This window comes from Pantoea sp. B270 (assembly GCF_018726825.1).
Lineage (GTDB): Bacteria > Pseudomonadota > Gammaproteobacteria > Enterobacterales > Enterobacteriaceae > Pantoea > Pantoea dispersa.
Genome location: NZ_JAHCSX010000005.1, coordinates 1 through 19,893, shown reverse-complemented (window position 1 = coordinate 19,893; position 19,893 = coordinate 1). Strand labels below are relative to the sequence as shown.

The following is a 19,893-nucleotide window of genomic DNA, read 5'->3' as shown; positions in this document are numbered from 1 at the left end:
ATTTTTTCGGGACCCGTTGTGCAGGCCTGACGGACCGTTCTAATCTGGATGAAACTCCTCATCAGCCTCCGGGGCAATCTATGGATGGCCACACCTCTCCCGCACGTTTTCTCGCTTATCTTCTGACTGAGCACGATATCTCCGTGACGCAGCTGTGTGATCGCTGCGGGCTGGACAGCGATATCGCCCGGGCTTTTCTGGCGGGGCGCCTGCCGGTGACGCAGACGCTGGCGGAGCAGCTGGGCATCGTGTTCCACTCCCCCGGCTTCTGGCTCACCCGTCAGGCCCTCTGGATGCGGGCTGAATCAGGTGCTGACGCATTCGCCGGTGTCGACGGGACACCGCCGTGTTAAATTAACCGGTGCCGGTACGGGATTATATTCTCCGCCTTCACCAGGGGGTAAATAAACTGCAGCCCGTACCGGCGCCCTTCATAAGCAGATGTCCGGACACTCTGTCAGCCATCGCCGGTGTTCCGGATAATGTCAGGCCCCTGGTTGTGAACGTTGCCGACTTTTGCCGCTACCGGATGCCATGTGAAGACGGACTCAGGCAGCGCGCCGTCACGCACAATTTCTGCCGCGCGCGCCGGCGAAGTGTCATGACTCAGCCACTCCGGGACCGCGTCGGCCGTCAGCACGAGAGGACGGCGATCGTGTATATCGACCATCCCCTGATTGCTGGCTGCGGTGACGATGACGAAACCCTCCTGCCCGTGCTCCCGGTCAAAAGGCGGCTTCCCGATGGCCGCAAAAAAATGCGGCTCTCTGTTTCGGTGATAAATGAAGTAGGGCTGTTTCCTGGCACCGCTTTTTTTCCACTCAAACCAGCCCGATGCCGGCACAATGGCCCGCCCGTGTTCCCACAGGGGCTTAAACATACGCCCTGTCGCAGCCGTTTCGCTGCGGGCATTGATGAGCGGCGGTTTATCCCACCACTCCGGACCGTAGCCCCAGTAAACAGGATCAAATTTCAGCTCGCCGTCACGCTCACTGAGCAACAGAACCTTAGTACCCGGCGCCACGTTGTACCGGCCAATGGGCTCAGCATCCCGGGTCAGTTCTTCCGGGCCAATACCCAGAGCGTCAAAGTAGTCATCTCTGCTGCTGTACTGCGCAAATCGTCCACACATAAGCCCCTCCTGCTATTCAGCATAGGCGGTATAATTTTGTCCGGAGGGATTATCATGTCACATAACCTTGCCGCCCGGCCCCGGGAAGAGCGCGATCGGATCAACGTGAATTTAGCCGCAGCCGGTGTTGCGTACAAAGAATGCCTGAATCTGCCGGTGAACGCGGCAGAGGTCGAGCGTCAGCAGTCAGAAGCGTTGCGCGAGTATTACAGGGAGCGACGACCCTGTGTATCAAAAGGAAGCTGAAAAATAGTGTCTCCTTTGAGCGAAGATCGGACATTAAAATGATGGCGATCGGGAAATTTTGCCACACTAGACATAACACATCTTCTAAGCGAAAAGAGGCTACCCTTTGTAGGTATCCTAAGACTCGCTAACAGAGGGTAAGCATGGGAAATAAAAGGGAACGCACCCTTACCAGGGGCATAAACCATGTAGGGCTAACCGTTCCGGACCTGCAGCAGGCAACTGAATTTTTGCAAAAGGCGCTGGACGCCATGTTTGTTTATAACGGCCTTACAGACAATGATCCCCCAAGAAAAGGGACTGATACTGAGAGACAGCTGGGTTTAAGCTCGGGCTCAATGATTATCAAACAAAGGCTACTAAGGATTGGTAATGGTCCAAATCTGGAGCTTTTTGAGATAGTAAGCCGGGAACAGGAACAACCTGTAAGACTGCAGGATATTGGCTGGAACCACATTTCACTTTACGTGGACGATATAAATTATGCGGTGGAAAGGGTAAAGGCAGCAGGAGGCAGATTTCTTTCAGAAATACACGGAAACTCGCGTCATGAAGATACTGAAGATAATGCCAGCGTATACTTCCAGGCCCCATGGGGAAGCCTAATAGAGCTGCAATCGATACCGAATGGTTATTATTACCCCGACGATAACGAAGCAGATACATGGATACCTGAACCGTAAACGACATCGCAGGGTAGTGGCACTTGAAAAAATTTCTAAAAAAGGTCGCTTAAGAGGCGGCTTTTTTTTGCGTTGGTGCTGCCCGATTTAACACAAGACTAATTGGGCGCACCTTTGATAGACCCTTAGGGCGATTCTGGCGCTAACGAACCGTTTCCGGCACCTTTTTCAGTTAGAATCCTGAAAAACGGTCGTGAAGATTACGGGTAAGCGTCTTACCTGCACCGTCTTGCGCTTTATCGGTTCGGCACACCTTTCTCTGACAGCACAGGTGATGCTTGTTTCGTCTAATCGGCTTTGAGTGCCCCATATTTTTACTAAGATTAATCTGGGCGTGGATTAATCCCGTCTTTTTAATAGCTTTTAAATGGAGATTACAATGGAACTTGTAAATGAAGCGGAACTGAACAGAAGCGTCTCGTGGGGCAGCATCATTGCGGGCGTGGTAACGGTAATGGCTGTGTCCCTGCTACTGACCACGCTTGGGTCAAGCCTGGGTTTTTCAATGCTTTCACCTCAGTCTGACGATGTCATTAACGGTGCTGACAAGGCTGTTATTATCTGGTCAGTTATCTCGATAGTGCTGAGTCTGGCCTGCGGCGGTTTTGTGGCCGGCAGGCTGGCGGGCGCGGATGGAACCATCCATGGATTTCTCTCATGGGCCACATCCCTGCTTATTGCTTCCGTGCTGGGCTTCGCCGCCGCTGGCGGCATTCTGCACATGGCGGGAAGCGCCGTTGGCGCAGCAGCATCTGCCACGGGTTCTGCTGTGGGTGGACTGGGCAGTGCAGCAGGAAAAGCATCGGGCGCAACAGCCGATATCGCTCAGAATATTGCTGACAGGCTCGGACTGAACACGCAGCTCACAGCCCCGCAGGCGGACAAACAGGTACTGGATGCGCTGCGCAGGAGCAACATTAAAGAACTTCAGCCGGAATTTCTGCAGTCCCAGCTTCAGGCAGCGGGGAGTGATATTGCAGATTCGGTCAAAGATTTGGCTGTTAACCCGGGCAACAGTGACGCCATTATTGATACGCTGAGCGGTAAACTGAAGTCACGGGCGGATGCGGTCAGCAAAGGTGTCGACAGGAATGAGGTGAAAAAAGCGCTGGCAGAAAATACCCGTCTGTCACCGGAAGAAGCGGACAGGGCCGTCGATAACTTCATTCAGGCGCGTGACAAAACCGTTCAGGAGGTAAGCGACCGCATGGCCCGGCTCCAGAGTAATCTGAACGATGCGAAGGCGCAGTACGCGGAATTCAAAAAGCAGGCAAAAGAGAAAGCTGACGAAGCCGCCAGCGCGGCTGCAAAAATCGCTCTGTGGTCATTCATCGCTCTTCTGGCGGGGGCTGTTGTCAGTGCGCTGGCCGGTTTGTGGGGGGTGAATACTCACCCTGCCTACCGGAAAATCAGGACCTGAAAGACACCGGATGGGCGTAATAACCCCAACACTCCGGAATGGAGGTTGCTTTTTTTGATGTGTAGCACGCCTCCGGATTCAGCATAAATCAAAAGGCCTGTGGTTTTAACCGCAGGCCTTTTGCCTGCTGAAAACGGTAGCTGTTCAGGGCGTGCCGGCTGCACGCAGCAGAGCCGACCCCGACCCATTTACGTCCGTTTGTTTACATCTGTCAGCTTCCCTGAGGCAAACTGAGCGGCGCCGGGTGCCTCCCGGTGAGTCAGGAAAAGCCACAACCTGACCCGCTTATTGGCCAAGGCTTTCACCCCGTCTGTGGCTCAGCCCCGCCGCTGAGGGGGATTCACCGCCCGGTTAAAATAACACACTTCCCACGAAATCTTGGCATTACTCTGCTTATCACCGGCACTGAAAAGCGTTGTTCAAAACCGTATTTTCATAACGGTGGTAAGCTGTGACAGCCTGATCTCCGTTCCGGTTAGCCGCTAGTACTGAACTTCAGTGTGGATTTGTCAGGGGGGTAACCTGCTGTGAGGCCAGTTATGCCCTGCGCTCATTTTAGTTCCGGTCGGTATCTTGTCTGGTAAGTGGAATATTGCTAAGTTAAGTGATTCTTAATTATTTCTGACTGAACAGGACGCGATATAATCGTGATGATTAAGACTGTTTTTTTTACGTTCACGCCGATGTTTTAAAAAGTTGTTTTCTGACGGGAATTAAAAATGGTTTATGAAAAAAAGCACGCAATGTGGACCGCTAGCCTGATGAGTTTAAATTTACTTTCATTTTCATCAGTGGCAGCCAGCGTGTGTGCTTCAGCTGGCGATAATGAAGTTCAGACTATTACCAGTCAGGAAACCGAAGAATGTACTGTCTCGCCGTCACTGGGCTTTTTTACGGTGGCAGAAGGTGCCTCTGTTGACGTCACCCGAGAAGGCAATGGCTTCGTTGCGGTCTCTGTTCCTGAAAACAACCTCGACAATTTTGCCAACGGCGGAACAATAGCTTCCGCATACATTGCTGTTCGCGTGGCCAGTAACGGACCTGGTTCAGCAAATGAAACGCATATAGAAGATTTTATGAATGACGGTCTGATATCTGTCACGGGCGGAGCGGGCATCGCGGCTGTATATAATATTTCAGGGTTTATTGGTGATTTTACAAATAACGGAACTCTACAGAACGATTCAGCAATCACCAGCCTGGCTCTGAACAGTGACCTGACCGGGAAAGACAATTACACCACGGCTCTTTATAATCTTTCATCGATTGATTCGGTGCTTAACAGCGGGGTAATCAGGGCGGCGACCGGCATCACCAACCTTACAACGAGTGGAATAACCAACCGGATAGGCCAGATTAGCAACTCAGGCATCATCTCGGGCACCGTCGGCAATGGCATTCTCAATGAAGGAACAGTAGGCAGTATTATAAACGAGTCTGCCGGAATCATTCAGGGCGCAGACACCGGAATCAGCAATGCCGGAAACATCTCTCAGATTGAAAACAGCGGTACAATAAGGGGGGGAAACTGGTCTGTTTATAACTCAGGTAATATAAGTGGCGGTGTTCACAACTCGGGATTGATTGACGGGCCGGTATACCTTGGTCACTCAGCAATATATATCAGTGGCTCCAGAGCAGTTATTAACGGTGCAGTGACTGGTCAGGCTGGCTCCAACGTGTCCGTGGGCGACGGCAGTAACAACGCAGCTTTCACTGCCACGAATAACGTCAGCGTAGACAACATTACCGTCAACTCCGGCAGTTCGCTGACCCTCTCTTCCTCTGCCCGCTGGGCGGCTGTAAACGGTACAGTAAACAACGGCACCCTGACGCTGGAAAATGGTAGCGTGCTTGACGGCGCCCTGTCCCAGAATGGCACGCTTCTTTTTAGTACTGAAAAGACCGCGTCCTCCACCATCAACGCCAGCCTGACCAACCGCGGGAGCCTTGTGCTGAACCCGACCCCGATCAGCGCCGGCAATACCCTGACCGTTAACGGTGACTATACCGGCCTGCCCGGCAGTTCAGTCTCGCTCGGCAGCGTGCTGGGCGGCGATGACTCGCTGACCGACCGTCTGGTGGTGACCGGGAACACGCGCGGTGCCAGCACCCTCTTCGTGACCAATGAGAACGGCGGTGGCGCTCAGACGCTGGACGGTATTCAGCTCATCAGCGTGGGCGGACGTTCTGATGCGGTGTTCTCGCTGGGGAGCCGCGTGGTGGCAGGAGCTTATGACTACAGCCTGCGCAAAGGAAATGTCTCTGGCACTGACACGGCGGGCTGGTACCTGACAAGTTTCACCTCCGTGTTGCCTCAGCCCCAGCCTCAGGCCCAGCTCCAGCCTCAGCCTGTTTCTGAGCTGGTCAGAATGTACCGCCCGGAAGCGGCGGCCTATACCGCCAACCTGCAGGCGGCGAGTACCCTGTTTGACCTGTCAATGCGGGATCGCAGCGGCGAAATTCGCTATACCGCCCCGTTAACGGGTGAAAACCGGACAACCAGCCTGTGGATGCGCAACCTGGGCGGACACGGGCGGGCATCAATGGCAGATGGACAGAATAGTACTCAGACTAACCGCTACGTGCTGCAACTGGGCGGTGATGTTATTCAGGGTTCAACAAACGGTACGGACACGCTTCACGCCGGCCTCATGGGCGGATATGGCAGGGCAGACAGCAGCTCGCACAACGGTCTCACCGGGCGGGACGCGAAAGGCCGCGTGAGCGGATACAGCGCAGGGGCCTATGGCACGTGGTACCAGAACGCGGAGTCAAAGACCGGAGCGTGGGCAGAGACGTGGGCGCAATATAACTGGTTCCGCAACCAGGTATCCGGCGACATGCTGCCGGTGGAGCGCTATAACAGCCAGGGGCTGAAAGCGTCGCTGGAAGGAGGCTACGCGTGGCAGGTAAACAGCTGGCAGAGTGACACCGGTATGGAAAGCCGGGTATTCCTTGAGCCACACGCGCAGGTCATCTGGTCCGGCATCCGGGCGGATGACCACACCGAGGCGGGCGGCACCCGCGTGCAGAATACGGCAAACGACGGCGTTACCACCCGCCTCGGACTCAGAACTTACCTGAACGGGAAAAGCCGGGCAGACCAGCAGACCGTGCGCGAGTTCCAGCCGTTCGTGGAAGTGAACTGGCTGCACAATACACAGGTGTACGGCGTGCGCATGAACGAGGACGCGGATGGTGTGCGGGGGAGCCGTAATATCGCGGAGCTGAAAACGGGCGTGGAGGGGCGTCTTTCGCAGAGTCTGACGGGCGCCGTAGTATTCACGCAGCAGGCCGGGGGCGGTGGCTACCGCGACAGTCAGGGTTCGCTGCAGGTGAGCTACCGGTTCTGAGACATCATCCCATTGCAGGCGGCAGGGCAGCTTTCCAGGGCAGCAGGTCATTCAGCCGGTTCACCGGCCAGTCCTGAATATGACTCAGCACATAGCGTAGCCATATTTCCGGGTCCACGCCATTGAGCCGGCAGGTGCCGATAAGGGAGTAAAGGATTGCAGCGCGCTCCCCACCTGCACCTGAACCGACAAACAGCCAGTTTTTCCGGCCAGGGCTACGCCGCGCAGCGCGTTCTCCGCGATGTTGTTGTCGATTTCCGCCCAGCCATTGCCGCAGAACAGGTTCAGCGCCTCCCATTGCTTCAGCAGGTACGCGAAGGCCTTCGCCGTATCCGAGTGGCGCGACAGCACCGCCATCTGCACCTGTGTCCAGTCGTACAGCGACTGCATCAGCGTGACGGTTCTGGCTTTTCTGACCGCCAGTCGTTCCTCTGCCGGACTGCCGCGTATTTCCGCCTCGATGGCATACAGCTCACCGATGCGCCTGAGCGCTTCGGTGGTGATGTCCGTGGGTGTACGGACGTGCACGTCGTGGACTTTTCGCCGGGCATGCGCCATGCAGGCCGCTTCAGTAATGTGGCCGGTTTCGTACAGGGCATTGTAGCCACCGTAGGCATCTGCCTGCAGAATGCCGCTGTATCCTGCAAGATGCTGTCGTGGATGGATACCTTTCCTGTCCGGCGAGTACGCGAACCACACTGCCGGTGGGAGCTGCGACCCTGCGTTGCGGTCATCCCGCACGTACACCCACAGCCGCGCCGTGCGGGTTTTGCCGCTGCCCGGCTCCTGCAGCGGCACCGGGACATCATCGGTGTGGACCTTGCCCGGCATCAGCACGTACTGCCGCAGCATGTCATACAGCTGTGCCAGCAGCTCACTGACCGCGCCGGACCAGCGGCTGAGCGTGGCCCGGGAGAGTTCCACGCCCTGCCGGCGGTAGATTTCCGACTGACGGTAGTGTGGAATATGTTCTGCATACTTTGCTGTGACGATGCGCGCAAGCAGCCCGGGTCCGGCGTAGCTGCGCTCAATCGGTTTGGAAGGCATAAATGCCTGAACGATTTGGTCGCACTGACAGCATGCAAACTTTGGCCGCTGCGTTTCGATAACTTTAAAGGCGCTGCTGATAAGCTCAAGCTGCTCCGACACGTCGCAGCCCAGCGGGCTGAGGCCGCCGCCGCAAGCCGGACAGGCGGTTTCGGCTGGCGACAGAATGCGGGTTTCACGGGGAAGCGAGGCCGGCAGCGGTTTACGGGCGGAAGACTGGCGCAGCGGCTGCGGGAGAGCCGGGTCATGTTGTTCACCCAGAACCTCCGCCATCTCTTCCTGCAGGGCACTGATGCGATCTTCAGCTTCGCGCACCTGACGTGCCGCTTTCTCACGCAGCTTTTCGGAGCTTTTGCCGAACTGCATGCGCTGCAGCCTGGCGACCAGCGCCTTCAGCCGGTTGATTTCGCTGGCGTAGGCCGCCACCCGCTGTGAGAGCAGGCGGTTATATTCCGCCATCTGGCGGATGGTGTGCTGCTGCGTGTCCAGCAGAGCCCTTAGCCGGGCGTTTTCTGCAGAGAGTGAGCGTTCCATGCGTCCACATTACGCCGGTTCAGATGCGCAGGCCAGGATGATTTATTCGCTGCGGGTGTTTCCAGTTGATACCTTCAAGCAGCATCGCCAGCTGGGCCTGCGTCAGGTGCACCCTGCCGTCCCGGTTTACCGGCCAGACAAAGTGGCCCCGCTCCAGGCGCTTGGTGAACAGGCAAAGGCCGTCAGCATCGGCCCAGAGGATTTTCACCATGTCGCCGCGCCGGCCTCTGAAGATAAACAGGTGACCGCTGAACGGGTCTGTACGCAGCATGTTCTGCACTTTGGCCGCCAGCCCGTTGAAGCTGCAGCGCATGTCCGTCACGCCGGCAACGAGCCAGATGCGCGAGCCAGCCGGAAAGTTAATCATGCCTCACCCTCCCGGAGTTCACTCACAAGCGCCCGCAGCAGCTCCGGCGTCAGTGGCCCGGTCAGGCTCAGGCTGCCACCCGGTAGTGTCAGCTTACAGCTGATGACCGGTGGCTGGTCTGATGAAACGGCCCCGTTGTGTCTGGATGGTGGCGGAAGCGGCTCCACGGAGACCGGAATGAGAGCGGCCCTGCTGGCAGGGTCCAGCAGTCCCTGACGATGCAGGTTCCGCCAGTTGAAGAGCAGGTTATCGTTGATGCCATGCTCACGTGCAATTTGCGCCACACAGGCTCCCGGCTGCAGGGTCAAATCCGCCATGCGGATTTTGAACTCCAGTGGCCAGTCCGGACGGCGTTTTTTGACAGGCAGGTTTGTTTCAAGGTTGAAGGCGTAAAGCTCCTCCTCCAGGCGCTCAGGCGTTATTCATCCGGCAGCGGCCAGTTAATACCCGTGCGGCGAAAACGTTTGAACATTTTATGCGTGGCGGAAGTACTAATGTTCAGTTGCTCAGCGATTTCACGGTAAGTCAGGGCGTCGTTAAACCGCAGGCTGAGTGCGGTGATGATCCAGGGTCTGCTGATGTAAGGCGTGTTTCTGTCCACGGTAGTGTCCACGTTCGCGAAAGGGTCCATGGTAGGAAACACGGCCAGAAATGGAAGACGGTGTGAACGAGACGCTTACGCTTATCCCACAACTTTTACAGCATGAATTGCCTGTGTACCTCCCTCCTGACCGTCGGGCTGCGCCGTGACTTCACCTTAGCCGGACCGCTTCGTCCGCAAGGCAGCTTCGCCTCATGACTCACCCGTTCCCCGCCGTTCGCGGAACATTCAGTCCGCTCCGGCGGCGCGTGCGGCTTCGTCCCTCGATCCTGCGTACTCCGCAGTGACCCGGCTGCCGTGACGTCACGGCGCTGATGCCGTGCAACCTGTAACCGGAGTAACCATGAATCACCCTCTCACCACTGGCCAGCTGGCCGAACAGCTGCAGCGTTTTGCACCAGACACACCCTGCGTAGTGCACCTGTGGGTAGCCGATGATTTCGAAGACGTGGCACCGGAGCTGACGTCCGATGAGGTGCTGGCCACGATCGCGCTGGCCGATGCCACGCTCGATGCGGATATCAGTCTCAGCTGGTACTTCCTGCGCCACTGCGCTGACACGGTTCTGGCAAAACGGGAGGAAAAAGAGTGAACACCTGGCTGGCTTCCTTTCAGGCAGAGTGGCAGGGCATATGCTCAGAGGAGCATATGCTCATCCTGTCACCGGATGAGCAGCTGGCAGAGGCGGGCTGCATGCTCATGGGCCGTACGTGGTGGAAGGGCGAACCCCGTGAGAGTGAAGGCTGTTACTGGCGCTTTGACGGCAATGACGTCTGGCTGAAGTCTCTCGTGCAACTTGATGCGCAGCAGGCAGCAACACTTTCCGGCCTCCATTTTCTGGATGAGTGGGAAGTGACCGGTACGCTTCTGGCACCCGTGGTGAGCGACCGGTGCGGTTGCCACTGGCCTGATTTCCGGGGCTGAAAACGACGACTCAGGCGGCCGCCCGGCGGGCGGCGCTTTTCACGGGAAAGATAATGATGACGTCGCTTCGCTCCACGTTTATGCCGTCTCCCGTCCTGCGGCCGGTAAACGGCGGGCATAAAGTGCCGTGCCCTCACGGTAGCCGGGCGGCCTCGCAAACAAGCAACTGTGCTTGCATATCATCTGATGGTAATTTTTTGTCGATGGTGCGCGGGCAATACGTGTCTAGCTTTGCTGATCAGCGATACTGCCTGTCCAGAAGTTCAGGATCCCATTCGGTTCCGAAGAAATCCGGCTGTGATGCTGAAAAGCTCCTCTCAAAAGGCTCAAAACTGAACTCAGGTTTTTTTTTCAGAAGTTGCATAACGTCATTAGGGATCTGATACGTCTGAATTTCGGGCGCAAGTAAAGTTAGCACCTCATGGAGCGTTAATGTGGCTGTTTTATCAAAGGTAATTCCTTTGTAGTTAAAAAGAAACGAGTCCAACGCAGCCCGACCGCGCAGAGTAAAGCGAAATGGATCGTTCTTCTCTTTATAGTCGTACAGCATCAAATCAAGTTTAAAAATAATTAACGTACGGAAGGTTACATAAGCTTTAAGTGTACTGCCAAAGCGGGTAACGCCGGGCATACCCAAGGCGGAAAGGACATTTTTATATATCGTTTCGAATAGTCTGGATTCCCTGTCTGGGGCTATTGTCATTAGTTACCTCTGAGAAGATATGAGAGAGCAGGCGTTATCCTTCTGAGTGCCATCGCTGTAGAGCAAGGGCGGGGCTGCTGCGCTCATGTCGTCATCATCATTTTCCTTCATGCCTGTTCCCGGGCTGTCTGGGCGTACTTTCATCGTCACCGGGAAGACCGCAGCCAGAGGGAACGGCTGAGATGTGAAAAAGCCAAGCAAGTGGAACGGACAGTAAGGATTATCGGGCCCGCATTTACGCTACGGCTGCTGATAAAAACTGACTCCGCAGCCGCTGGCATTTGCAGGAGCACTCAAGGGAAGCCGCCTTGCCGGATGTTACTGGCAAGACGGCCATTTGTCAGGCGGGTCGCAGCGACACACGGCACGGAGTCAACGCCGCCCACCTGTACCGTGTCATTGCAAAAAAATTCGGGCGCAACTTCAAATGTTATATTGTAACATTAAGTTGCTTATACCCGCAGACCCGTAAGCGAAGTAACGGGCTGCGGGCTGATGCCATTGCGCTCTGTAAGCATCCTGAACTACGTTTCTGATATCTCACGTGGGCAATTATGCTTGAAAATAAGATAACTGCATGCAAAATTTTACCAGGTTCCATTTAAAGAATTTTAATGCTCTTTCAGAGCTGCTATGAATTTCTGGCCCAGTAAATTATTAAAGCGTTGTTAAATGATCCTCCCGGTTTGCCCCGCTTTTGACCATGGCGTTCAGAGCGGTAAGTATTATGATAATGGGATGACATCGTAAACAGCCATAATAGTCCGAGCGCTAACAACATGCGAGGGTACTTAGATATCTTCCCACAGACTGAAACTATTTCAGATGGAAATTTTACTACAGCTATCCATAGCACTGTAAATGCCGCACATATCACTGTAATCGCTTACACCTAGAACCACATCACATGAGAATTGTCTTACGTGTTCTTAACGATTACTGGGATTAATGATGAAAGTAAGTCGCAGAACTGCCTGGATTATTATGTTAATTTTTTGCTGTCTGGTATGGGGTAGCATTTTCGCCGCGTTCGTTTATGGAGCACAGCCTGACAAAGGAAAACCATCACAGCCCACAGACAAAAGCAGTGAAAGCATTCGGGAAAAAGTAAAATCGCTTGATTTGAATGATAAACAACGTAAGTTTCTGGAGTCACTCATCGAAAGTACCAAGAAGGATTGACAGTTCTGTTTTGCAAAGACTCTCCATGATACATGAGCATGTCTCCGTACCTGATGCGCAACCTCCCTTTGGTGAAGGAAAACATTATTCGAATATTGTAATCGGTTACATTTAAGTTGAATAATCAGAGTATAGGGGCGTAAAAAACGTTATTTTTTCACAATGAGATCTGTTTTATCAGGAGCTCGCAGAGCGTCTTTGAATGCCCGGATTAAAAGACCGACGCAGCTTAAGCTGACATCTGGTTCGTTTTGTTCCTTCACAGGCATGAGCCGCTTCACGACGTGGCCAGATCAGCTTGACGCCGTGATGGTATCAGAAACAGCTATAACCAGCAGAGCACTGATGGCCCTGCAGAACTTTTTCAGGGTGGCATCGAAACAGCTCTGATGAAATTAATCTCAGAACCGGACTGAGTTTTTAATTCACTAAATTGTCGGGGGTGACGTGAAATGGTCCTCCCAGTACGTCCCGCTTTTGACCATGGCGTTCAGGATGGTCAGCAGCTTACGCATGCAGGCAACCAGCGCCACCTTTTTAGCCTTACCGGCTTCAACTAACCTGACATAAAAGGCCCTGATTGCCGGATTAAACTGAATGGCGGTTATGACCGCCATGTAAAGCGTGCAGCGCACGCCGGCCCTTCCGCCAAAAATCGTTCGTCTTCCCCGCATTTTTCCTGAGTCTCTGTTAACGGGGGCGACACCGACAAGCGCGCTGATTTCCCTGCGGCTCAGGGTACCCAGCTCCGGCAGTTCGGCCAGCAGGGTGGCGGCGGTGATTTCCGCCACGCCCTTCACGCTGGTCATCTGGCGGGCCTGATCGCGGAAATGCTGTCGTACCTGACGATTCATCATGCTGGTCACAAGAGCAAGTTCAGCCTTGAGGGCCGTCATGACCCGACTGATACTTTCACGGCCATCGGGGTGGGAGGGGTAAAGCCGGTTGCGTTCCGCAACCAGCATCTGATTGAGCTGACGCCGTCTGACCACCAGAGCCGTCAGCGCCTGCCTGGCCGCATCAGGCATAAGCTTAATGTAGCGGTTGCGGTCAGGGTGGCGGTCAATCACGCGCGCCAGCTGTGCCAGCACAGCAGCATCCAGGCGGTCCGTTTTCGCCAGATGTCCCATAGCACGGGCAAAATCGCGCGCCTGCCGCGGGTTGATAATAACCACGTCAAAGCCTTCTGACTGCAGGTATACAGCAATCTTTGCCTCGAGTCCGCCCGTGGCTTCCATCAGTATCAGCGAAACGTTTACTCCGCTGAGTTTATCGGTAATCGTCTTAAAGCCGGCCCCGTCGTTGCTGGCAGTAAAAGGGGGCATCCCTTCAGTTCCTGCCACATCCAGCATGGCCTTGGCTACGTCAATTCCCACGCACTGCAAATCCGGCTGACTCATGGTGCCCCTCCTTACGATACGAATTGGGGTTCAGACAACTGTCCGGGCTAATGATGAGTGGCTCAGTCCGTGCGCACTCGCTTGTTTACGGGCTCTTGCGCCCCGGAAGCTTCACCTGCTGCACAGACTTCGCCAGACCTGCAAAGTCAGTTTAGATATTTCCCGACATATAAGGGAGCTGTCGCCGGCCTGCTTGTATGTTGAGCAAGCCTCTTTAAACTGGCAATGCTGCTGCACGATCGGCCTGCTGGGTTTACAAGCCCGAGGGTGAGCTGAATAGCGCAGCATTTTTTCAGCACCAGCCCGAACAACTGCCTGGGCGGTTAATTCCAGCCCGAATTTTGCAAGATTGGGAGAACTGAAATGAATACGAAAGTCATTGTGGGTGTAGATATAGCTAAGAACAGCTTTGACGTATGTGTCAGTGGATGTTCGGGCACCTATCATTTTGAAAATTCAGCCAAAGGTTTTGAAGAATTGCTGAATTTAGTCAGCAGCCACAAAATCAGTTCATTCGTGGTTGAAGCAACAGGTAACTATCACAGAGCACTTGTAGAAGTACTGGAATTTCATGATTTTCGAGTTGCTGTCGTTAATCCGCGCCTGATAAAAAATTTCAGTCGTGCGTTAGGTCTTCGGTCAAAAACTGACGTACAGGATGCAAGACTAATTTGTGAATACGGTATGCGTATGGAGCCGCCGATCAGAGAGCAGCCTGATAAAGAACTCTTGAAGCTTAAATCAATGGTCAGTCGCCGACGTCAGCTCGTCGCTAATCGCACAATGGAGACGAACCGTCTTGAAGCACAAACAGAACAGGAAATTAAAACTGATATACGTCGCCATATTCAGTGGCTGACCCTGGAAATTAAGCGTATCGACGAAGTCCTCTCTGGAAGGATCGGGAAGATTCCCAAACTGAAAGAAAAAGTTGAGCTGCTTAAAGAGGTTAAAGGAACTGGGCCGGTTGTGATGGCGGCATTACTAACACAAGTGCCTGAACTGGGATCTCTTGAGCGCCGTAAGATAAGTGCTCTTATTGGACTATGTCCTTACTCAAGGGATAGTGGGAATTTCAGTGGGCGCAGGATGATATGGGGTGGTCGTTCTGATATCCGTTCAATGTTATACATGGCCGTACTTTCGGCTGTGCGCTTTAACCCAGAGATAAAGGCTTTTTATGAAAATCTGATTGCCAGAGGCAAAGTTTTCAAAGTTGCTATGACTGCATGTATGCGGAAGCTGATAACTATCATAAATGCGATAATCCGGGATGGTGAGAAAAAGCAGAGCTCAGTGCTCCCGAACAGCGACAGGAATGTTTCACTTGTTGAAAAGTGAGATTATAAAGGAATTGTTTCAACTACGATTGGGAGATAGGGCTAATGTCCGCTATGTGCCAGTAGCGGACGTGAAGGCTCTTGCTGAGGAGTTAATAGATAAGGCTGTGCAGAGAAAAAGCAATTAGCATCATCCCCCCGACAATGTTGACGTATTTTTTCAGCATCAATGGGTTGGTTTTTTTTGCTGAGAATATGAGCGTTTGAGTGATTGCAAAAAGCCAGATGCTCATTACTACTATATGAACTGATGCCAGTATAAGGTAGTTGCCAACGCCACCCTTCGCGCCTGCGAACTGTGAAACGACTGTCAGATAAAAAAGGATGGCTTTAGGGTTCAAAACATTAGCCAGCCAAGCCTCTTTTAAAGTCACGGAATGCTTTGCACCAGTAAGCCCGCCTGCATTTACCGTTATCCCACTCCGAATAAGCATCGCGCCTAACCAAAGCAGATAGACAGTTCCGGTTACTTTAAGTACAGCAAACGCTGCTGGCGACGAGATGAGCACTGCCGTGATACCAAGCCCTATAAAAAATGCATGGGTATATATACCCAGAGCTGTTCCGGTGAGGGTTCTTAATAAACCTTTGTTACCTCCTGTCAGAGCACTGTTCATAACGAGAGTAAAGCTCGCTCCAGGGGACAGTGCAACAGGGAGTAATGCTGGCATAAAGCCAAAAATGTTCATATCCATAGATTCTGGATAGTAATTGGCACTTCCTGAAATTGCCAGTCATGCGTTTCGCATATAGGTAATTTTCAGCTGGGCAGAAACAGGGAATCGTCATGAATCAAAGTCCGCTCCTCGCTCATAGCGGACCTTCAGCGCCAACCTACCGCTTTGTGCCAAAAGCTGTCATTTTCAACATCTGCGAGCACTCGTCGGTGGAGAACGGATCTCATTGCATAACCATTCATATGCGCCGAAATCATCAGGGGCGTTTTTCAGGGTTATGGCTAGGGAAAGGTGCCGGAAACGGCCCGCACGCGTCAGAAACGCGCTGAGGGGCTCTCAGGGGGTGCGGCCAAGTGATCGAGGTGTTATGGTAAATACTCAGGCATGGAGGATGTGCTTATGCGGACAGTCGTTGTTGTGCCATACGATGATAAATGGCCTGAGATGTTTGAGGCTGAAAGTTTACTGATAAGGACATTGCTCGGCGGAGTGGCTAAAAGTGTCCATCATATTGGAAGTACGTCAGTGCCTGGTCTCTCAGCAAAGCCCGTAATCGACATGCTGCTTGAAGTTTCCGACATCAATGAACTGGATACATATAACTCAGCAATGGTTCGCGGCGGGTATGTTGCTCGCGGTGAGAACGGGATTCCGGGGCGTAGATACTTCATTAAGGGTGGTGATCAGCGTAGTCATCAAGTGCATGCGTTTGCCGTCGGAGATTTGCAGGTATTAAAGCATCTTGCTTTCCGTGATTATCTCCGACGAAACAAGGAGATTACAGGGAAGTATGCTGAGATAAAACACTCAGCAGCATTGCTTAGCAGGAATGATGTTCACCGCTATAGCATCCTAAAAGCGGACTTCATAGAGCATCATCTGCAACTGGCACTGGCTGTCTGAAAACGATAGTGATTGAGTTCGTTGCCGCACTGTTATGTTAAATATGAGTGCTGGGCAGAATCAGAAGAGGAGAGGCCGCCTCATGGGTGCGGCCAGCAAATAACTACAGGGAGGATACGGCTTGTACGTCGTGCTGGAAGACGTAAGGATCGGACAGCAGCTCAAATTGCTCGTCGTCCTGATAGGTGACTGCAACCTGATACTGTTCGCCTGCGAATGCCTTTACGGCCTCAAGATCTTTCCAGTAAGTAGCCAGGAAGAAATGCTCCCATTCACCCTGCGTCTCTCTGCGTACATATGCCCCCAGATTTCCTGGCGTACTCTCTGAATGTTCAACGCCGGTTTTTTGCAGATGGTTTGCAAAGCCTTCTGCGTGCTTGAGCGGTACGCATCCGTGCCATGTTCTTACGATCACGTTTCTATCCTCATGTTCTGGAAGGGATTTAAACATAACATGATGTGGAAGGTGATGTGATTCGTGATCGGGATGTTATGGTAAAATTGGCAGAACTCACCTGTCATCATTATTTCGACGTCCGCTCTTCGCTCTTAGTGGACGCTCATCACCTGTAACCACTGACGTCTTTGAAACATCCTTCCAGGTTGACATCAAACACAACTGCTCACCCGTTCCCCGCCGTGCGCGGGACATTCAGTCCGCTCCGGCGGCGCGTGCGGCTTGCGCGTCCGCCCCTGTTTGCTCAGCTGGTCGCCCGGCTTTGTGGAGGTCACGGCACCAGAGTGGTGCCCCCCTTCATCCACAGGAGCACAGCAATGTCACGATTCATGCACGGCGACAGCGTACAGGTTATGGGCGGCTTTCCGGACAAAAGCATTGATTTCATTCTCACCGATCCGCCGTACCTGGTCGGCTTTAAAGACCGGTCCGGGCGCACCATTGCGAATGACGTAAACAGCGACTGGGTGCTGCCGGCGAGCCGGGAAATGTACCGGGTGCTGAAAGATAACAGCCTGGCGGTCAGTTTCTACGGCTGGAACCGCGTGGACACGTTCATGCAGGCCTGGAAGGAAGCGGGGTTTCGCGTTGTCGGTCACCTGGTTTTCACCAAGCCCTACGCCTTAAAGTCGGCCTTTGTCGGCTATCAGCATGAAAGTGCCTACCTGCTGGCGAAGGGGCGCCCGTCGCTGCCGGCAAAACCGCTGCCGGACGTGATGCCATGGGAATACACCGGCAACCGCCACCACCCGACCGAGAAGCCGCTCAGCATCCTGCGGCCGCTGATTGAAGCCTTTACGCAGCCGGGCGCCATTGTGCTGGATCCGTTCGCCGGCAGCGGTTCGACCTGCGTGGCAGCCGAGGAATGCGGGCGCCGCTGGATCGGTATCGAGCTGCTGGAACAGTACCACGCCGCCGGCCTGCGCCGCCTTTACGCCCGGCGCAGCGCGCGCGCCGCCTGACCATTACGGAGAAGAAAAACATGAATACGCAAACCCCTGAAAACGCGCTGGCCGACGACGTGGCAGATCTTGAAGAATCGCTGTATGAGTTTCATCTGCGGCTGCGTGATATGACAGCGCGCCACCTCTGGCACGGCGCCAGCCTGGAGCAGCGCATGACCGGCTTACTCATTGAGGGAATCGACAACGACCTGGTGGAACTCTGCCGGCGCGCGGCGCAGATCCGGAAACACTATCGCCAGGGTGGTTAATAAATAACCAAAACACAAAAGCCCTGCCGGCGTACGGCAGGGCCAGTTTTATCCACAGGGTTCCGGCGCTGATATGCACGCCGGCTGTGGACAGGACTGAGAGGAAAAGGACGTTGCTGCGCGCCGCTTTTATGCCGCCTGCGGCGGGGGAGGAAAAACGTGCGGTCTGCGGCCGGTGCCGTGACTTCACTTTAGCCCGGCCGCTGCGTGTTCAAGAGATCGCTTCGCTCGCCGTCCTCGCCCGTTCGCACTCGCTCCGGCGGGCTCACTCCCGTCGCGCCTCCGCTCATGCTTCGCGTCGCCGCCGTCCGTTATCCCGCCTCCCGCTCGCTTGCGCTGCGGCCTGCGGTGTCGCTCCTGAACACTTCGCTTTTCGCCGGGCTGTCATTCAGTCACGGCACAGGCCGGAACGGTTATCCACTCTGACTGCGGAGGTTTCTGATGAACACAGCACTGCACGCGCCCCAGCCGGCGCAAATCCTGGACGGTTACGTGAAAATGCGCTTTCTGCCGATGCTTTTTGCCGGCGATTTCATGCGCGCCGAACTCAACATATACCAGTATGCCGATCGCTTTCTCAGCGACTATGACGGCGGCGTATGGGAGTTCGCGCAGCTGCCCGGCGGCGGCGGCTTTATGAAGCCGGAAGGGGAGGCGCGCTGGCACTTTTCAAATCCGGGCAATTACAGCGAGCTGGACGTAAGCGCGGAGGCGGCGGGGATCATCGTCACCGCGCTGGTTCTCAATCACCGGAGCTGGATGTATGACCGACACGATGAAGAAGAACTTTGTGCACACTACTGCGAACGCCACCGGCAGTTGATGAAGTACGCCGGTGAACATCACGAAGCAGACGCGATTTTCCGTGCGCTGGACTGATTAACTACGCGGGCGGTGTTGCCGCCGCCCCACCATGCAATGCGGGCTGACGATGGAGGGATTTAACATCCGGCAGCGGACCCGTCTGAGCGCGCGTAAACCCCATGGCCACCCCTGGCTAACGCCAGCGGTGGCCGCGCCGGTATCAGGACAGACAACACCGGTTAAGCAAATATTAAAACCAGCTTGAATTTATATATGTAATCAGTCAGGATGTGCGCCAAAATTAATTAAAGGATATCTGATGCAAACTAATAAATATGCCATGGATGAAAAGCGCCCGCCTTTCGCAGAATTTAATGGCGTCACTTTTTATATTGATGATTTTATGAAAATGTACGAGGAAGGCGCAAGAATCACACAAAAACTGCTGTCCGGTGAAAAGCTGACTACGTGGATGCAAGGGGACGAGATGATTTGCGAGGTGACACATCAGGACGCCTGAGATTATCGGGCGCGGTTTTATGTTGTTGATATTTATATCATTTAAGTGACTCCCTGGGATCGCAAGTAAGTGTGATCTTCTGTCGTGAAAATTACAGAAAGCCTAAGCCTACTGAAATAATAAAACTCTGACTCCCAGAACTCAGAGTCTTTTAAGCTTTCCGCTAAAAACCATAAAGTCTTTTGTGCAGATTTCCAATATTTACGAGACCTTAAAGGTTTTATTTCTTCGCAGTAAGAGGCGTTATATTTAAGAGCTCTTAAGGTCATGGCTAATTAACAGCAAAAGCAGGGGCCACCTTCGGCTTCCCGGCAAGCCGGGTCGTCGAGCCCTATGTCGCTAAGCGGCAAAGCCGCCAAGCGCCACCGAACCCCTGCGGGTTTC

General features: G+C 54.0%; 21 protein-coding genes and 1 pseudogene. 13 read left to right on the top strand and 9 right to left on the bottom strand.

Features of this window, described 5'->3' with window-relative positions; all coding sequences use genetic code 11:
• Positions 1 to 80 precede the first annotated feature (80 nt).
• On the top strand, positions 81 to 353 hold the full coding sequence (locus KOL70_RS23120) for an XRE family transcriptional regulator (protein WP_215481730.1): 273 nt from the start codon (positions 81 to 83) through the stop codon (positions 351 to 353).
• Between the two features lie 104 nt (positions 354 to 457).
• Here KOL70_RS23120 and KOL70_RS23115 read toward each other — a convergent pair whose 3' ends face one another.
• Complete coding sequence (locus KOL70_RS23115; RefSeq protein ID WP_215481729.1) at positions 458 to 1,132, bottom strand: SOS response-associated peptidase family protein; 675 nt, start codon at positions 1,130 to 1,132, stop codon at positions 458 to 460.
• A 54-nt stretch (positions 1,133 to 1,186) separates the two neighbouring features.
• Between KOL70_RS23115 and KOL70_RS23110 the strand changes: the two genes are divergently transcribed.
• The 4 genes from KOL70_RS23110 to KOL70_RS23095 all read left to right on the top strand — a co-directional run bounded on the left by KOL70_RS23110 (position 1,187) and on the right by KOL70_RS23095 (position 6,837).
• Entirely contained in the window at positions 1,187 to 1,378 is a 192-nt protein-coding gene (locus KOL70_RS23110; RefSeq protein ID WP_215481728.1) for a DNA polymerase III subunit theta, read from the top strand.
• A gap of 143 nt (positions 1,379 to 1,521) precedes the next feature.
• Positions 1,522 to 2,061 (top strand): VOC family protein, encoded by a 540-nt coding sequence (locus KOL70_RS23105; RefSeq protein ID WP_215481727.1) that lies wholly within the window; start codon positions 1,522 to 1,524, stop codon positions 2,059 to 2,061.
• Positions 2,062 to 2,440: 379 nt separating this feature from the next.
• Complete coding sequence (locus KOL70_RS23100; RefSeq protein WP_215481726.1) at positions 2,441 to 3,481, top strand: CAP-Gly protein; 1,041 nt, start codon at positions 2,441 to 2,443, stop codon at positions 3,479 to 3,481.
• A 719-nt stretch (positions 3,482 to 4,200) separates the two neighbouring features.
• Complete coding sequence (locus tag KOL70_RS23095; RefSeq protein WP_254185922.1) at positions 4,201 to 6,837, top strand: autotransporter outer membrane beta-barrel domain-containing protein; 2,637 nt, start codon at positions 4,201 to 4,203, stop codon at positions 6,835 to 6,837.
• A gap of 4 nt (positions 6,838 to 6,841) precedes the next feature.
• Here the strand turns inward: KOL70_RS23095 and KOL70_RS23090 are convergent.
• From KOL70_RS23090 to KOL70_RS23710, 4 genes and pseudogenes are all read right to left on the bottom strand, one after another.
• A pseudogene (locus tag KOL70_RS23090) lies at positions 6,842 to 8,418 on the bottom strand (IS66 family transposase).
• A 19-nt stretch (positions 8,419 to 8,437) separates the two neighbouring features.
• A complete protein-coding gene (tnpB, locus tag KOL70_RS23085; protein ID WP_211726044.1) occupies positions 8,438 to 8,785 on the bottom strand; it encodes an IS66 family insertion sequence element accessory protein TnpB in 348 nt (115 codons plus the stop codon).
• Entirely contained in the window at positions 8,782 to 9,102 is a 321-nt protein-coding gene (locus tag KOL70_RS23715) for a transposase (protein WP_254185921.1), read from the bottom strand. The genes tnpB and KOL70_RS23715 overlap by 4 nt, the downstream gene beginning before the upstream one ends.
• Positions 9,103 to 9,203: 101 nt before the next feature.
• Positions 9,204 to 9,386 carry a winged helix-turn-helix transcriptional regulator gene (locus KOL70_RS23710; protein ID WP_371824688.1) on the bottom strand — a complete coding sequence of 61 codons (183 nt, stop codon included), beginning with the start codon at positions 9,384 to 9,386 and terminating at the stop codon, positions 9,204 to 9,206.
• Positions 9,387 to 9,729: 343 nt separating this feature from the next.
• On the opposite strand from KOL70_RS23710, the gene KOL70_RS23075 reads away from it, so the two are divergent.
• Positions 9,730 to 9,978, top strand: a complete 249-nt coding sequence (locus tag KOL70_RS23075) for a hypothetical protein (protein ID WP_127835297.1) — start codon at positions 9,730 to 9,732, stop codon at positions 9,976 to 9,978.
• Positions 9,975 to 10,310, top strand: coding sequence for a hypothetical protein (locus KOL70_RS23070; protein WP_215481725.1), 336 nt, complete (start codon positions 9,975 to 9,977; stop codon positions 10,308 to 10,310). The genes KOL70_RS23075 and KOL70_RS23070 overlap by 4 nt, the downstream gene beginning before the upstream one ends.
• A gap of 238 nt (positions 10,311 to 10,548) precedes the next feature.
• On the opposite strand, the gene KOL70_RS23065 is transcribed toward KOL70_RS23070, so the two are convergent.
• Together KOL70_RS23065 and KOL70_RS23060 are read right to left on the bottom strand one after the other, a co-directional pair.
• The gene (locus KOL70_RS23065) at positions 10,549 to 11,013 is read right to left on the bottom strand and encodes a hypothetical protein (RefSeq protein ID WP_215481724.1); all 465 of its coding nucleotides are present in this window, start codon (positions 11,011 to 11,013) and stop codon (positions 10,549 to 10,551) included.
• A gap of 1,610 nt (positions 11,014 to 12,623) precedes the next feature.
• Entirely contained in the window at positions 12,624 to 13,595 is a 972-nt protein-coding gene (locus tag KOL70_RS23060) for an IS110 family transposase (RefSeq protein ID WP_215481723.1), read from the bottom strand.
• Positions 13,596 to 13,958: 363 nt separating this feature from the next.
• On the opposite strand from KOL70_RS23060, the gene KOL70_RS23055 reads away from it, so the two are divergent.
• Positions 13,959 to 14,936, top strand: a complete 978-nt coding sequence (locus KOL70_RS23055) for an IS110 family transposase (RefSeq protein WP_215481722.1) — start codon at positions 13,959 to 13,961, stop codon at positions 14,934 to 14,936.
• Between the two features lie 91 nt (positions 14,937 to 15,027).
• Here KOL70_RS23055 and KOL70_RS23050 read toward each other — a convergent pair whose 3' ends face one another.
• The gene (locus KOL70_RS23050) at positions 15,028 to 15,630 is read right to left on the bottom strand and encodes a LysE family translocator (protein ID WP_215481721.1); all 603 of its coding nucleotides are present in this window, start codon (positions 15,628 to 15,630) and stop codon (positions 15,028 to 15,030) included.
• 381 nt (positions 15,631 to 16,011) lie between these two features.
• On the opposite strand from KOL70_RS23050, the gene KOL70_RS23045 reads away from it, so the two are divergent.
• Entirely contained in the window at positions 16,012 to 16,515 is a 504-nt protein-coding gene (locus tag KOL70_RS23045) for a GrpB family protein (RefSeq protein WP_215481720.1), read from the top strand.
• Between the two features lie 103 nt (positions 16,516 to 16,618).
• On the opposite strand, the gene KOL70_RS23040 is transcribed toward KOL70_RS23045, so the two are convergent.
• Positions 16,619 to 16,930, bottom strand: a complete 312-nt coding sequence (locus KOL70_RS23040) for an antibiotic biosynthesis monooxygenase (RefSeq protein WP_215481719.1) — start codon at positions 16,928 to 16,930, stop codon at positions 16,619 to 16,621.
• Positions 16,931 to 17,289: 359 nt separating this feature from the next.
• Between KOL70_RS23040 and KOL70_RS23035 the strand changes: the two genes are divergently transcribed.
• From KOL70_RS23035 to KOL70_RS23020, 4 genes are all read left to right on the top strand, one after another.
• Positions 17,290 to 17,934 carry a DNA methyltransferase gene (locus KOL70_RS23035; RefSeq protein ID WP_215481718.1) on the top strand — a complete coding sequence of 215 codons (645 nt, stop codon included), beginning with the start codon at positions 17,290 to 17,292 and terminating at the stop codon, positions 17,932 to 17,934.
• 20 nt (positions 17,935 to 17,954) lie between these two features.
• Positions 17,955 to 18,185: a hypothetical protein gene (locus tag KOL70_RS23030; protein WP_215481717.1), complete on the top strand. Its 231-nt coding sequence runs from the start codon at positions 17,955 to 17,957 to the stop codon at positions 18,183 to 18,185.
• A gap of 441 nt (positions 18,186 to 18,626) precedes the next feature.
• Positions 18,627 to 19,064 (top strand): antirestriction protein, encoded by a 438-nt coding sequence (locus tag KOL70_RS23025; RefSeq protein WP_127835222.1) that lies wholly within the window; start codon positions 18,627 to 18,629, stop codon positions 19,062 to 19,064.
• A gap of 244 nt (positions 19,065 to 19,308) precedes the next feature.
• Positions 19,309 to 19,509: a hypothetical protein gene (locus KOL70_RS23020; RefSeq protein ID WP_127835221.1), complete on the top strand. Its 201-nt coding sequence runs from the start codon at positions 19,309 to 19,311 to the stop codon at positions 19,507 to 19,509.
• Positions 19,510 to 19,893 lie beyond the last annotated feature (384 nt).

Bases quoted from the DNA above. Each gene is read 5' to 3' on its own strand.
- KOL70_RS23120 (WP_215481730.1), top strand. From the start codon at position 81: ATGGATGGCCACACCTCTCCCGCACGTTTTCTCGCTTATCTTCTGACT.
- KOL70_RS23115 (WP_215481729.1), bottom strand. From the start codon at position 1,132: ATGTGTGGACGATTTGCGCAGTACAGCAGCAGAGATGACTACTTTGAC.
- KOL70_RS23110 (WP_215481728.1), top strand. From the start codon at position 1,187: ATGTCACATAACCTTGCCGCCCGGCCCCGGGAAGAGCGCGATCGGATC.
- KOL70_RS23105 (WP_215481727.1), top strand. From the start codon at position 1,522: ATGGGAAATAAAAGGGAACGCACCCTTACCAGGGGCATAAACCATGTA.
- KOL70_RS23100 (WP_215481726.1), top strand. From the start codon at position 2,441: ATGGAACTTGTAAATGAAGCGGAACTGAACAGAAGCGTCTCGTGGGGC.
- KOL70_RS23095 (WP_254185922.1), top strand. From the start codon at position 4,201: ATGGTTTATGAAAAAAAGCACGCAATGTGGACCGCTAGCCTGATGAGT.
- tnpB (WP_211726044.1), bottom strand. From the start codon at position 8,785: ATGATTAACTTTCCGGCTGGCTCGCGCATCTGGCTCGTTGCCGGCGTG.
- KOL70_RS23715 (WP_254185921.1), bottom strand. From the start codon at position 9,102: ATGGCGGATTTGACCCTGCAGCCGGGAGCCTGTGTGGCGCAAATTGCA.
- KOL70_RS23075 (WP_127835297.1), top strand. From the start codon at position 9,730: ATGAATCACCCTCTCACCACTGGCCAGCTGGCCGAACAGCTGCAGCGT.
- KOL70_RS23065 (WP_215481724.1), bottom strand. From the start codon at position 11,013: ATGACAATAGCCCCAGACAGGGAATCCAGACTATTCGAAACGATATAT.
- KOL70_RS23060 (WP_215481723.1), bottom strand. From the start codon at position 13,595: ATGAGTCAGCCGGATTTGCAGTGCGTGGGAATTGACGTAGCCAAGGCC.
- KOL70_RS23055 (WP_215481722.1), top strand. From the start codon at position 13,959: ATGAATACGAAAGTCATTGTGGGTGTAGATATAGCTAAGAACAGCTTT.
- KOL70_RS23050 (WP_215481721.1), bottom strand. From the start codon at position 15,630: ATGGATATGAACATTTTTGGCTTTATGCCAGCATTACTCCCTGTTGCA.
- KOL70_RS23045 (WP_215481720.1), top strand. From the start codon at position 16,012: ATGCGGACAGTCGTTGTTGTGCCATACGATGATAAATGGCCTGAGATG.
- KOL70_RS23035 (WP_215481718.1), top strand. From the start codon at position 17,290: ATGTCACGATTCATGCACGGCGACAGCGTACAGGTTATGGGCGGCTTT.
- KOL70_RS23030 (WP_215481717.1), top strand. From the start codon at position 17,955: ATGAATACGCAAACCCCTGAAAACGCGCTGGCCGACGACGTGGCAGAT.
- KOL70_RS23025 (WP_127835222.1), top strand. From the start codon at position 18,627: ATGAACACAGCACTGCACGCGCCCCAGCCGGCGCAAATCCTGGACGGT.
- KOL70_RS23020 (WP_127835221.1), top strand. From the start codon at position 19,309: ATGCAAACTAATAAATATGCCATGGATGAAAAGCGCCCGCCTTTCGCA.